Source organism: Pseudomonadota bacterium, assembly GCA_034660915.1.
Classification (GTDB): Bacteria; Desulfobacterota; Anaeroferrophillalia; order Anaeroferrophillales; family Anaeroferrophillaceae; genus DQWO01.
Genome location: JAYEKE010000093.1, coordinates 1 through 13,323 on the forward strand (window position 1 = coordinate 1; position 13,323 = coordinate 13,323).

Below are 13,323 nucleotides of genomic sequence, written 5' to 3' on the forward strand. Positions count from 1 at the left end.
ATTTCCCGGTTGTCAAGCCAATGTCAATCTGGTATCATCGTAAGCTTACTGGATTACAGCTTTCCAGCACCACATAGCTTTCAGTGGTAAGCTACAGGTTGGGAAATCATGCGTAAATCTCTGATTTTTAGATTAACGCTAACGAGTTTCCATCCAGAAACTGATTTTTCCGGATGGGCTGTTAGCTATCAGCCTTTAGCTCTCAGCTTAACCCGTTGTTTTTTCAATATTTTACTAAAAGCTGACTGCTGATTGCTGAAAGCGTTCATCAGGAAATGAACGTTTCCGGATGAACACTAACTAATTAATTCTCGCAGTCAATCAACAAGGTTTTATTGCATGCAAAGATATCACCTGAAGGAAAAAATCGGGGCTGTTGATGATATCCCCCCCCTGCCGGCTATCGCCACCAGAATTATTGATGGATGCATTAACGAACAGGTAAACAACAAGCAACTGTCCGATTTAATCAAACATGACCTGGCACTTACCAGCAAGGTCCTCTCCCTGATCAATTCCAGTTTCTATTCTCTGGATGATCATATTGATGATCTTTCCCATGCCATTTCTCTGCTGGGAAGAAAAACCATTCGGAACCTGGTCCTCAGTATCAGTATCTATAATACTTTTACCCCGGAGGGGAAAAAACATGAAAAGCAGCTGGCAGCTTTCTGGCAGCACAGTCTGGCCTGTGCCACAACGGCTGAAACTCTGGCTCGAATAACCGGATATCCGCAAACCGAAGAAGCTTTTATCGGCGGGCTACTCCATGACATAGGCAAGCTGATTGCTTTTATCAAATTTCCCGAAGAATTCAGTCTTTTTCTGCATCAGCTGCAGGAACAAAACAAATCAGGTGGAAACGATACCACACTGCTGGAGCTGGAAGATAAAATCCTTGGCCTCAGTCATCACCAACTGGGCAAATGGACAGCGGAACGCTGGGGTTTTCCGGAAAATATCATTAACGCCGTCTGGCTGCACCATCAACCCATCACCTCATTCGCCAAAAAGACTGACCCCCTGCCGGCCATTATCAGGTTCGCAGATGCTTTCTGCAACATTCATCACCTCGGTTCAAACTATTTTATCAACCGGGAAATTGATCTTCCCTGTCATAGCAATCATGTGCAAAGTTATGATCTGTTGAAAAAATTTTTCAAGATCGACGATGATAATATCAGTGACATCCTTTCCCTGACCATGGAACGTTTGGATGAGTTTGCTGAAACCCTGGATCTTTCTGATGACCAACGTTATTTTGATGCCATCAAACACGCCAACCGGGAATTAGGCCGGATAAACGTGGCCCGTGAACAGACATTGAACGAACTGCAGATGAAAAAGAGGGTTCTTAAAGGAATCTATCATCTGGACCGGGAAATCAGTCAGCATCACACCCCTGCCGAACTTGCCAGGATTATTATCCAGACAACCATCGATACCTACAAAAGCGAACTGGCACTTTGTTTTTTGAAGACTGATGACGAACAATTGCCTGTTGGACTGGGCTATGCCAATAAAACTTTTTTCAACCCCCGGGACTGGCTCAGCCATGATAAACAGCAAGGAGAAAAAGCGATAAAAGTCCCTCCCCAACAACGGAAAGCCCTCGATTCGATTGAAAAGTTGCTCTTGAACCCGGATATTTTTCTCACTTCTGAAAAGATCACTCCACTGTTACCCCGCTCATCATTTTTAGCCATTCCATTGACCTATCATGCGGGCAACAATAAAGGAATTATTGGTCAACTCATTCTTGATTGTCGAAAAATAATGCGTTATGGCGGGGAAAAAGAATCGCTGTTGCAAGGTTTACATATTTTCGCTGCCGCCATTGCCAATAATGTCCATAAAGTCATCTTGTTTGACCACCTGAATCAACAATCAGAAGAGCTGGCAGAACTACAGCGACAGACAGAACAAATGCAGGAACAGCTCTACCTTTCACAGCGTCTGGCCACCGTCGGCCGCCTGGCAGCCGGCGCCGCCCATGAAATCAACAACCCACTGGCGGTCATTTCCGCCAACATCCAGGTATTGCTGAAAAAAACCAACGCGGCTGAGAACCGAAAGAAAGAACGCAGCCAATATCAGACGATACAGCAGCAAACCGGTAAAATATCAAAAATAATTACTGACTTGGTGAACTATGCCCATCCGGAAAAGCCTCATAAGCAGGCAGCAAACATCCAGCAGATTGTTACTCAATCCCTGGAAGCGGTCGATCATCGAACCGCCTTTAAAAAAATCACGCTGAAGAATAAATTGCCCAAGGATCTTCCCCGGCTGAACGTGGATGCCATACAGATAGGCCAGGTATTGATTAATCTGCTGATCAATGCTGAACAGGCCATGCCGGATGGTGGAACCATCACGATTACTGGCAGGAAAGAAGATGGGCAGGTAGTAGTTCAGGTAGCGGATACCGGGCAAGGCATCCCCCCGGAGCAGCAAACCGTTATCTTTGATCCCTTTTTTACCACCCGTGAAGCCGGCGAAGGTACCGGTCTGGGATTGGCAATCTCTCATTCCCTGATGGAGCAGAATAATGGTAAAATCAGGGTTAAAAGTTTGCATGGCTCCGGGACAACTTTCAGCCTTTTTCTGCCAAAAAGCAAAGAAAAACATAATCCAATCTCCGAGGCATTACAGCAGAATTCAGCCGGCGATGAAAACCCTGGGACAGTCCCGGAAAAGATGGGACAGTCCCGGGTTTTCCAGCCACGCATACTCTTCGTTGAACCTGGCAGGGGAATTGGCCCCCTGCTGTCGGAAGAATTAAGCAGTTCAGGTTATCAACTGGAAACCGCTGACAGCAGTTTAAAAGCTATCGAAACCATTAAAGGAAATGTATTCAATCTCCTGATTATTGACCTCGATATGGGAGTAAGGGAAACAAGACAGATCCTGCGGTGGGTAAATAAATTCTTTAACAAACTGCCGGTTATTATTCTTACCGGGCTTAATTCCATGGAACAGCTGGAAAAGTTAAAGGATTTTGACATAAGCAGTTATCATCAAAAACCATTCCAGATTGAAACCTTGCTTAAATCCGTCACTGAATTGATCAATCGACCAGCCAATGAATAAACCCCGGCAATTTTCATGAAAACACCTGCTAATGGGTACCTGTCACTCAAAACAATTTCTGCTAAGCTCAGCCTGGAACTAAGCCTCCTGCGTTTTTATGAAAAGATTTACTCTTCCTTCCTGCCTGCCAGGATCAACGCCGGAGATCGCCTTGTCTATCCGGCCGAAGCGATAGAAATTTTCAAGACCATTCATCAGCTGAAATCAATGCATCTTGCTGAAGAAGAGATTAAAAGCCAATTGGCCTCATTGCCCCATGGGGAAAAAAACCAGAACAACAAACCTCTGGCCAGGATCATTACAGTTACCAGTGGCAAAGGAGGCGTCGGCAAAAGTAATATTTCCTTAAACCTTGCCATTGCCCTGCGCTTGCTGGATAAAAAAGTCATGCTGATTGATGGAGATCTCGGCTTGGCAAATCTCCATCTGCTGGCCGGGGTTAAAGCAGAACGCACCCTTGAAACCCTTATCAAGATGGATCTCTCACTGGCGGATATCATTACCAGCGGACCTTGCGGCATTGCCATGATTGCCGGTGCCAGCGGCATTGCCGAAATGGCCAATCTGCCTGATTACAAAAGGAGCTATCTACTCAAACAACTGGAACAACTGGAACAGGTTGCTGATTACATTATCATCGACACCAGTAGTGGCGTATCTCCGGCAGTCCTGGATTTCATCCGCGTTGCTGATGATATCATGGTCATAACAACTCCTGACCTTACTTCACTGGCCGATGCCTATGGATTAATCAAGGCATGTGTACAACAGAAAATCGGCAGCAGATTTGGGGTATTTACCAACCAGGTGAGGAACTTGAGCCAGGCAGCAGCCATCTACCAGCGGCTTGCCAGCTGCTCCCAACAATTTTTGCACCTGTCACTAACCAATCTGGGCTATATGTACCGGGATCGCAGCATAGAACTTGCCGTCAGAAAACGCCGGCCTTTTATCCTGGAACCGGAAAAAAACCGTGTCTCTTTCTGCATTCGGCAACTGGCAGAACTCCTGAACCATGATAATTTCGATATTTCAGCCCGCAAAACCCCGGCATTCCGGCGATTGCAAAATCTTTTAAACGAGACCAATGATGATGGAAGACTTTCTGAAGTTCTTTAACCTGCAGCGAGATCCGTTTCAGGACACTATTGATCCGGATATCTTTTTCCCTACCGAGATTCATGAGCAGATAATGCTGAAGCTGACAACCGGCTTGAGCCAGCGGCGACCAATTATGATGCTTTGGGGTTCGAGCGGCACCGGAAAAACGATCCTGACCCGTCTCCTTCTCAATCAGTTGGACCCGGAAAAATTTCTTTCCCTGCTGATTCTACCATCTCCCCAGATTACCCCAACTGCTTTGCTGAACCTTTTCTGCCAGCAGCTAGGCGGACCACAAGGACGCCAGCAGGCAAATAAACAGGAAAAACTTACCTGGCTGCAGCAACGAATCATCAAAGAAGGTGAAAAAGACCGGCAGACAGTTTGCCTGGTTGATGAAGCCCATTTTCTCAAGTCTGAATCTCTGCACCTGATCCGTTCGATGAGCAATTGGGAATCTTCCTGGGGCAAGCTTCTGTCAATCATCTTCATGGCTGAGCCGCCTTTTATCAAGCGCCTTAAACACCCGGCCCATGCCTCTATCCGCAGTCGCATTTCCCTGTCACTGGAGTTACCCCCCCTGAACGCCGGAGAATCAGAACAACTGATCAAGTTCCGGCTGTTGGTCTCCGGTGGCAACCCACAAATTTTTGTCCCGGGATGTTATCCACTCATCCACCAGGCAAGTGGAGGAGTTCCACGAATAATCATTAAAATCGCTGGAAATGCCTTGCTTGAAAGTTATTGCCAAAAAGAAAACCAGGTCGGCCCGGCGGCCGTCAATACAGCGGTAGCTGAAAGTTGCTGAAGGAGGAAAACATCAATGTCGGAACTCCGTAAAGATCCGGTGGTTGATCGCTGGGTTATTATTGCCCGGGAACGGGGGAAAAGACCTTCTGACTTCGCCGGTTTTGATGCAAACAAGCCGAAAGGATTTTGCCCTTTCTGCCCCGGCAATGAAGATGTAGTTCCCCCTGAAGTCCTTGCTTATCGCAAACCCGGCAGTAAACCGAACGGTCCTGGCTGGCGGCTTCGGGTGGTGCCGAATAAATTTCCAGCCCTCAAGGATGAGGAACAGTTATACAGGCATGGAAACGGCATGTATGACATGATGAACGGGGTTGGCCTGCATGAAGTCATTATCGAAACCCCTGACCACGAATCAACCCTGTCAACCATGCCGGCATATGGGGTAGAGGACGTTCTCTGGGCATATCGTGACCGGCTGGAAGCCCTGGCAGAGGATAAACGTTTTCAGTCGGTAATCATTTTTAAAAATCAGGGGATGGCCGCCGGCGCCACCCTGGAACATTCCCATTCGCAGCTCATAGCCCTGCCTATCATTCCTAAACAGATTAAAGAAGAGCTGGCCGGGGCCAAAAAATATTATGACTACAAGGAACGTTGCATTTTCTGCGATATAGTTGATCAGGAATCGTCACAACAAAATCGGATTGTCTGTGAAAACCAGGATTATATAGCCATCTGTCCCTACGCACCCCGTTTCCCTTTTGAAATCTGGATAATCCCGAGAACCCACAGCGCCCATTACCAGAAAACCAGCAAGGAAAAGATTGAATCGCTATCCATTATCCTATCTGAAACCCTGAAGCGACTGGATGTCGTCCTTGATATCCCGCCATACAACTTTGTTCTTCATTCCGCCCCATTCAGACAGGATGTTGACAAACATTTCCACTGGCACCTGGAGATCATGCCAAAACTGACCCGGATTGCCGGTTTTGAATGGGGCTCCGGTTTTCATATCAACCCGACACCGCCGGAGGAATCAGCCAAGTATCTCCGGGAAGCGAAAATCATCGACTGATATCCGCTTCATCTGACCGGAAATCGGTGGCATTGGCAGTTCAGAAAAAGGTAGAATTTTAAATAATATCAGCCTGACAGGGAATATAATCCATGAGCCAGAAAATTCTTGTGGTCGACGATGAGGAAAGTATTCGCTTACTTTATCGAGAAGAACTTGAAGATGAGGGATATACCATAAAAACGGCAGCCAGTGCTGAAGAGGCATTGAAATTTTTACCTGATTTCCACCCAGACCTGGTCATTATGGACATCAAGATGCCCGGGATATCCGGAGTGGAGGCCCTGATCAAGATAAAAGAAATGGACAGGAATATTCCGGTAATCCTTTGCAGTGCCTATGGTGAATATAAACAGGATTTCTCTACCTGGGCATCTGATGCCTATGTGGTCAAGTCTGCCAATCTGAATGAATTAAAAAAACATATTCGAACTATTCTTGCCGGCAAGACACCATGATGAAATTCTAATACAACAAATTTTTCTATTTCATCCCAGAGTCATCCGGTAAGATTTATACACCCGGGTTAGCGAAGGCTCAATCAGCAGTTTTTTCGCTGGCTGAAACAAGTCAACGAGATTGACAACTCCACAAATTTCTAGTAGGAAAAAGCGAGAGTCAGTAGTGGATATGATGTAATAAAATTTCCCATGGGGGATTAGCTCAGCTGGGAGAGCGCCACGTTCGCAACGTGGAAGTCGAGGGTTCGAGTCCCTTATCCTCCACCATTTTATCATAAAAGGCCTGTCTGCTTACTGACCGGCCTTTTATTTTTACCATCCGCAGCAGTAAAACTACAGAACATAAAACATGAGATAAGAATGAAAAACTGGCTGGATCAATATTTTCAGATTACTGACCATAACTCAACCATCAGACGGGAGCTTCACGCCGGCCTGACAACTTTTATTACTGTCGCTTACATCATGATCGTTAATCCCGCCATTCTCGAAGTGGCAGGAATACCCAAAGGGCCATCCATGGTGGCAACCATCTTGAGCGCCGTGGTTGGCACCCTGATCATGGGATTCTATGCCAAGCGCCCGTTCGTTATTGCTCCCTATATGGGTGAAAATGCTTTTATCGCCTATACGGTGGTAAAAGTTTTAGGCTATTCCTGGCAAACCGCCCTGGGAGCAATTTTCATTGGCGGTGTTCTCTTTGTCCTGTTGACCGTTCTCAAGATACGTAGCTGGTTCGTCATCGCCATCCCCCCATCACTGAAGTATGCCTTTGCCGTCGGCATCGGCCTTTTTATAACCCTGATAGGGCTGGTCAATACCGGACTGGTCACCGTTGGAGTACCGCTGGCACCGATTAAAGTGGGCGCTATAACCTCGCCACCCGCCCTGCTGGCCATTGCCGGATTCCTGCTCATCACTACCTTGATGATGCTAAAAGTTCCCGGCGGTATTTTAATCGGGATGTTAGCGGTTACCTTAACCGGCTACCTGACCAGCATTACTTCCCTGCCGCAGCATTTTTTCAGTTTGCCCCCATCACTTGAGCCAATTTTTTTTCAGCTTGATATCAAGGGAGCCCTGACCTGGGGATTTTTTTCCGTCATTCTCACCGTATTTATCATGGATTTTGTCGATACCATCGGAACCGTCATCGGCCTATCAGCCCGGGCCGGCATGTTGGATAAGAACGGAAATCTTCCCGAAATTGAAAAGCCAATGCTGGCCGATGCCATTGCCACAGTGGCAGCAGCCCTGCTGGGCACCACGACTACCGGCACATTCATCGAATCAGCGGCCGGGATAGAAGCCGGCGGCCGTACGGGCCTGACCGCCGTCACGGCCGGCTTGCTTTTTCTTACCGGCTTGTTTTGCGCCCCCCTGATCACCGCCATTCCCAGCTATGCCTATGGTCCGGCCCTGATAGTGGTAGGCAGCCAGATGATCGTCGCCATCACCCATATTGATTTCAGTGATCATACTGAATGGATGCCGGCCTTTGTCACTATTGTCCTGATGGTTTTTACCTATAATCTCGGAATCGGCATAACCGCCGGCTTCGTTGTTTATCCTCTGTTAAAACTCATGGCTGGGCGGAGCAGGGAAATACACCCGGGTATGTGGGGATTATTTGCTCTTTCCTGTCTATTTTACTGTTTCTTCCCTTATCATTAACAAAACCATGACGATTAAACTATGACAACCTTTCCCCTAGACAAAAAATTCGGCCTGCTATGGCCGAAATTATATCCGGGAACCCTGCTCAAACGCTATAAACGCTTTCTTGCTGATGTACGGCTGGCTGACGGCCGGCAACTACGACATGCCAGGCAGCAAGGCCTGGAAATCCTGGTCTATGATGTCCGGATTAACCTCAAACAGATTACTATTAATGCCCCGGTTCCAGTTGATTTCTAACTGGTGCTATCACCCTTCCGGACGGTCAATAACCGCTGTCACCAGCCGCTCAACCTGTTCAGCTTCAGCAATTTTACCCCGTTTCAGACAGCCATTACGAAAGATACGGACTTTTTTTCGCAATTCCGTCACCACCTGCTGCCGTTGAATTGCGGACAACTCCTCATGCTGCAACAGTTTACACAGAGATTGAATCCGGTATCTATCCAGAAACAGAACCGTTCTGGAAAGTTGATCTTCATGTCCCCCCCGTTTAATGATCAAAGGTTCTTCCAGCAGAAAAATGGGGTGATGTGCGGCTATCCGCAACCATAAATCGTAATCCTCACAGGCCGGCAGTTGCTCATCAAAAAGACCGACCCGCGATATGAGTTCACGCTTGAACATTACCGCCGAGGGGCTGACAATACATAAGGGAAGACAATGGCTGAAAATAGAGCCGGAATACTTGCGGTGTTTATGCTTGGGGTTGACCCGTTTTCCCCGACGAATCCAGGTTTCTTCAGTCTGGCAGATCATGGCTTCCGGATGAGTGAAAAAAAAATCCATCTGGCGCTCAATTTTATCCGGCAGCCAGAGATCATCGGAATCCAGCAGCGCCACGTAAGAACCACAACTCCGGCGAATGCCACAATTGCGGGCGGCACTTACCCCGCTATTCAACGGCCGCCTGATGACCTTTACGCATTCCCCGTAGGCCGCCAGACGCACCCTTGTATCATCCGTTGACCCATCATCAACAACAATAATCTCCAAAGGTTGATAGCTTTGCGCCAGAACCGAATCCACCGCTTCAACAACCATGGCCGCCCGGTTAAAGGTAGGAATGATCACGCTGACCAGAGGCTTCTTATCGATCATAAACAATGTTCATTATTAAAAAAGTTGACAAAATATATCATGTTAGTTATATTTATACTATCCGATAAATATCATAATTTTCTCACAGAAAGGAGACAGCTCATGAAAAACAGTGTCATCCGGTCAAGCAAAATAATCCTGCTGTCACTGGGATTTTGCATTTGTCTGGCATCACTATCTTTGGCAGCCAAAGACTCATGCCTGGCCGAAGACATCAACTCTCTACAGGCTTATGACATGGTAACCAACGCCAAGGAAGGAACAACATTTTTACTGGACGTTCGCACCCCGGAGGAATATCAACTGATCGGCCATGCTCCCATGGCCTATAATATTCCTGTCATGTTTTTAAGTGATGAATTCGTCGCCAAGGGCGGCCAGTTCCGCGGCAAAAAAGTAACAAAAACCCGTTACCAATATTATCTCAATCCCGATTTTGTCGCTGAAGTGGCCAAAAAATTCAAGAAAACCGACACACTGCTAGTCACCTGCCGGAGCGGCAACCGCAGCGTCCCTGCGGTAAATTTACTGGTCAAAAATGGCTTCACCAACGTCTATAACATTCGCGATGGAGTTGAAGGCGGGAAGTTCTATGGTCAAGGGGAAAATAAGGCTTTAATGAAAAAATACAGCACTTTCTATGGCCACCGCAACCACGTGGAAGGCTGGAAGTTCTATGGTCTTCCCTACACCTATCATATGAATCCAAAATATATTTATGAACCGCATATCAAAAAATAGTTTCAAATCGTTGAACACATCTGCTCAATGATTAGCCGAACAGCTGTTATTTATAACTGAGAAAAAGGGGTATGGTTAAACCATACCCCTTTTTTTTCATTGTTGTTCACCAACTCATCCAACTGAGAGGCTTTTAACAAAGCCCGCCAACACCCGAGCCCCGAAGCCGGTGGCTCCGGGAGCGAAATACTTCCACTTCTTGCTCACAAAAGAGGGACCGGCAATATCAAGATGAGCCCAGGGAACTCCCTCCGGAACAAATTCATGGAGAAACAGGGCGCCGCGGATAGTACCACCATAACGATCACTGCCAACATTAGCCAGGTCCGCGGCATCCGACTTCAAATCCTCCTTGTAACCGGGCTCCAGCGGCAACTGCCAGAGCATTTCTCCACTTCCTTCACCGGCTTTACGCAGCCGGTCCACCACCTGCTGATCGCCCAGCACTCCGGCAATTTTATTCCCCAGAGCCACCAGGCAAGCGCCGGTTAAGGTGGCAATGTCAACCAGATAGTCTGGTTTTAATTCAGCCGCCCGTAAAATACCGTCAACCAGCACCAGGCGGCCTTCAGCATCTGTATTTTTCACTTCCACGGAAGTCCCGTTTTTCATCGTGATAATATCACCAGGCCGCTGAGCCCGGGCATCGGGCATATTCTCCGCCAAAACAACAATTCCGGTCACCTTCACCGGCGGCTTTAACGCCGCGATAATTTCCAAAGCCCCGATAACCGCTGCGGCTCCGGCCATATCACGCTTCATTTCTTCCATGGAGGCCGGCGGTTTCAACGACAGCCCTCCGGAATCAAAAGTAATGCCTTTGCCCACCAGCACCACATGTGCCCGGCTTTCAGCCTCGGGAACATACTGCATCTGAACCATGCGCGGCGGCCTTATACTGCCCTGACCAACAGCAATCAGGGCAGTATAACCTTCACTTTTCAATCGCGATTCATCCCAGACATCAATGGACAGTCCTGATTTTCGGGCAACTTCCATACAGACGGAAGTCAACTCTTCCGGTCCCAGGATAGCAGCGGGCTGGTCAACCAGATCACGAACCCGGTTGACGCTGGTGCAGACAATTTCAGTTCGCTTTAAATCAGCCTCAATAGCCGCCGTATCCAAATCACCAATTACAAAAGAGATATCCGGGCACTCTCCCTGATCCTTATCCGCTTTTTTAAAGGTGGAAAACTGGTATCCTCCCAGCAAGATACCCTCAAAAGCCTTTTTATGAAAACCTGACGAGCCAGGAGCATCCATCACCATAATAACCGGTGAAATTTTCATCTCCCTGGCCAGTACAAACGCCCGCTCAGCAGCAACTTTCACCGACTCCCAGATATTCAAGTGAGTCAAAGATCCCAGGGGAAACAGATAATCGCCGGCATCTAAATCAGACCCGGTGAAATAAACCGGTTTCTTGATTTCTTTCCGGGCCATGAGCTTCGTTAATCGCTGACTTTGTTCATGCTCAACAAAAAATTGGTGTTTCTCGGCCAGCAGATAAACCCGCAGGCCTTTTTTTTCTGCCGGCAGAACATCGGTAATGCTCCAGGTTACAGCAACAGACATGTTAATTCTCCATTATTGAAAATTATTATCTCAACTTTCTGAGTTGTTCTAAAAACAGCCCTGCCTGTCGGCAGACACGGCTGAAAGAAATTGACAGAGATGTTACGGCATGGCTCTCGCTCATTCTCGCCGGCCGTCCATGGCCGGCATTCCTTTACAGCTTCAGCCAGCCTATGGTATAGAAGAAAGCAAACAAAACCGCAACCGGGGTAATGAAACGGATGAAGATCCCCCATAATGAAGCCAGAGTAAAAACATGAACCGGGGCGTTGTGTGATGGATCATCCTTAAGCCCGGCCAGCAGGCTGAAAAGATGAACATCGGCAAAGTTGGTTGATCCATGTCGAATCTCATTCACTGCCTGCCGGGGACCCCAGATCCAGCCGACAAACAGGGAAATAAACAAACCGCCCAAGGGCAGCAGCCAATTAGATGAAAGGTTGTCCATTACATCAAAAAATGAACCTTTTGAAACCCCAAAAACCACCAGAAATATTTGGTGCAGCCATTCGATATGTTCCCAACCGGTGACACTGATAGCACTCAAACAGCCAATCAGGAAGGTGATAAAACCAAAAACAATGGTCGCCCGCGGTCGGGTCCAGCCTTTTTCATCGACAAAATAGGCAATAACCACTTCCAGCAGACTGATCCCGGAAGTCAGCGCCGCAACCAGCAGCAGTATAAAGAAAACCGCCGCCCATAAAGCCCCCAGGGGAATCTGGTTAAAAACCGTCGGCAATACCTGAAAAACCAGACCAGGACCGGCATCGGGTTGAAAACCCTGGGCAAAAACAGCTGGGAAAATAGCCAGACCGGCCATCAGGGCAATCAACGTATCCAGCCCGGCGATGGACAGGGTGGCGATAAAAAGATTCTGTTTTTTATCCACATAACTGCCATAGGTAGTCATGGCCCCCATTCCCAGACTGAGAGTGAAGAAAGCATGACCAAGAGCCTGAAGAATACTGTTGGCATTAATTTTACTGAAATCAGGGCTCAGGTAAAATTGAACCCCGGCTATCGCTCCCGGCAGGGTTACCCCCCTGACAATCAACGCCACCAACAGGAAAAAAAGTATCGGCATCAGGATTTTAGACCAGCGTTCAATCCCGGACCGTACCCCTTTATAGACAATTACCATACACATGAGCATAAAAACAGCATGGCAACCGATGGCCCAGACCGGGTTGCTAATAAATTGGCCAAAATGACCGGCAGCCGCATCAACACTGTTGAAACCCAACTGCCCGGTCAAAGCCTGCCAGACATAGCCAATGGTCCAACCGGCCACGACGCTGTAAAATGAAAGGATGGTAAAACCAGCCAATACCCCCATAGCCCCGACAACCGTCCAGCTATAACGAAAGATGGCAAAACCCAGGAGCAAAATAACCACCGCCCAGCCGTAATCCTGAAAAACCAGCAAAAATACCCCGGAAAGAACCAGCAACGCCCCAATCAGATGAGCCAGTGTGGATGAATCAGGAGTAATTTTTTTAAAAGCACCGACTGGATTAAGCTGGGTATGGCGTCCCAGGGACAATTCACAGAGCATAACCGGCAGGCCGATAATGGCAATACAGATAAGATAGACCAGAACAAAGGCTCCCCCACCATTTTCACCGGTGATATAGGGAAATTTCCAGATATTGCCAAGGCCAACCGCTGAACCGGCAGCAGCCAGGACAAAGCCTAAGTTACTGCCCCAGTGTTCCCGTTTTACCTCTGTTTTTTCCATTG

At 47.7% G+C, this 13,323-nt stretch carries 10 protein-coding genes, 1 tRNA gene and 1 pseudogene; 9 read left to right on the forward strand and 3 right to left on the reverse strand.

Features of this window, described 5'->3' with window-relative positions; all coding sequences use genetic code 11:
• Positions 1-339: 339 nt before the first annotated feature.
• From U9P07_05460 to U9P07_05495, 8 genes and pseudogenes are all read left to right on the forward strand, one after another.
• Positions 340-3,093, forward strand: a complete 2,754-nt coding sequence (locus U9P07_05460; GenBank protein ID MEA2108850.1) for an HDOD domain-containing protein — start codon at positions 340-342, stop codon at positions 3,091-3,093.
• A 15-nt stretch (positions 3,094-3,108) separates the two neighbouring features.
• Complete coding sequence (locus U9P07_05465) at positions 3,109-4,212, forward strand: P-loop NTPase (protein MEA2108851.1); 1,104 nt, start codon at positions 3,109-3,111, stop codon at positions 4,210-4,212.
• Positions 4,181-5,002 carry an AAA family ATPase gene (locus U9P07_05470; protein ID MEA2108852.1) on the forward strand — a complete coding sequence of 274 codons (822 nt, stop codon included), beginning with the start codon at positions 4,181-4,183 and terminating at the stop codon, positions 5,000-5,002. The genes U9P07_05465 and U9P07_05470 overlap by 32 nt, the downstream gene beginning before the upstream one ends.
• Before the next feature lie 15 nt (positions 5,003-5,017).
• Positions 5,018-6,022: a galactose-1-phosphate uridylyltransferase gene (gene galT, locus U9P07_05475; GenBank protein ID MEA2108853.1), complete on the forward strand. Its 1,005-nt coding sequence runs from the start codon at positions 5,018-5,020 to the stop codon at positions 6,020-6,022.
• A gap of 92 nt (positions 6,023-6,114) precedes the next feature.
• Positions 6,115-6,480: a response regulator gene (locus U9P07_05480; protein ID MEA2108854.1), complete on the forward strand. Its 366-nt coding sequence runs from the start codon at positions 6,115-6,117 to the stop codon at positions 6,478-6,480.
• 194 nt (positions 6,481-6,674) lie between these two features.
• Positions 6,675-6,750, forward strand: a tRNA-Ala gene (locus U9P07_05485).
• Between the two features lie 93 nt (positions 6,751-6,843).
• On the forward strand, positions 6,844-8,157 hold the full coding sequence (locus U9P07_05490; GenBank protein MEA2108855.1) for an NCS2 family permease: 1,314 nt from the start codon (positions 6,844-6,846) through the stop codon (positions 8,155-8,157).
• Positions 8,158-8,178: 21 nt separating this feature from the next.
• A pseudogene (locus U9P07_05495) lies at positions 8,179-8,298 on the forward strand (DNA/RNA nuclease SfsA).
• Between the two features lie 111 nt (positions 8,299-8,409).
• On the opposite strand, the gene U9P07_05500 reads toward U9P07_05495, so the two are convergent.
• Entirely contained in the window at positions 8,410-9,261 is an 852-nt protein-coding gene (locus tag U9P07_05500) for a glycosyltransferase (protein ID MEA2108856.1), read from the reverse strand.
• Positions 9,262-9,363: 102 nt separating this feature from the next.
• Here U9P07_05500 and U9P07_05505 point away from each other — a divergent pair, with 102 nt between their 5' ends.
• On the forward strand, positions 9,364-10,002 hold the full coding sequence (locus U9P07_05505; protein MEA2108857.1) for a rhodanese-like domain-containing protein: 639 nt from the start codon (positions 9,364-9,366) through the stop codon (positions 10,000-10,002).
• A 114-nt stretch (positions 10,003-10,116) separates the two neighbouring features.
• Here the strand turns inward: U9P07_05505 and U9P07_05510 are convergent, their stop codons facing one another.
• Both U9P07_05510 and U9P07_05515 read right to left on the reverse strand, forming a co-directional pair.
• Positions 10,117-11,580, reverse strand: a complete 1,464-nt coding sequence (locus U9P07_05510; GenBank protein MEA2108858.1) for a leucyl aminopeptidase — start codon at positions 11,578-11,580, stop codon at positions 10,117-10,119.
• Between the two features lie 154 nt (positions 11,581-11,734).
• Positions 11,735-13,321, reverse strand: a complete 1,587-nt coding sequence (locus U9P07_05515) for a sodium-dependent transporter (GenBank protein MEA2108859.1) — start codon at positions 13,319-13,321, stop codon at positions 11,735-11,737.
• Between the last annotated feature and the right edge of the window lie 2 nt (positions 13,322-13,323).

Coding starts and splice junctions, on each gene's coding strand:
- U9P07_05460 (MEA2108850.1), top strand. CDS start 340: ATGCAAAGATATCACCTGAAGGAAAAAATCGGGGCTGTTGATGATATC.
- U9P07_05465 (MEA2108851.1), top strand. CDS start 3,109: ATGAAAACACCTGCTAATGGGTACCTGTCACTCAAAACAATTTCTGCT.
- U9P07_05470 (MEA2108852.1), top strand. CDS start 4,181: ATGATGATGGAAGACTTTCTGAAGTTCTTTAACCTGCAGCGAGATCCG.
- galT (MEA2108853.1), top strand. CDS start 5,018: ATGTCGGAACTCCGTAAAGATCCGGTGGTTGATCGCTGGGTTATTATT.
- U9P07_05480 (MEA2108854.1), top strand. CDS start 6,115: ATGAGCCAGAAAATTCTTGTGGTCGACGATGAGGAAAGTATTCGCTTA.
- U9P07_05490 (MEA2108855.1), top strand. CDS start 6,844: ATGAAAAACTGGCTGGATCAATATTTTCAGATTACTGACCATAACTCA.
- U9P07_05500 (MEA2108856.1), bottom strand. CDS start 9,261: ATGATCGATAAGAAGCCTCTGGTCAGCGTGATCATTCCTACCTTTAAC.
- U9P07_05505 (MEA2108857.1), top strand. CDS start 9,364: ATGAAAAACAGTGTCATCCGGTCAAGCAAAATAATCCTGCTGTCACTG.
- U9P07_05510 (MEA2108858.1), bottom strand. CDS start 11,580: ATGTCTGTTGCTGTAACCTGGAGCATTACCGATGTTCTGCCGGCAGAA.
- U9P07_05515 (MEA2108859.1), bottom strand. CDS start 13,321: ATGGAAAAAACAGAGGTAAAACGGGAACACTGGGGCAGTAACTTAGGC.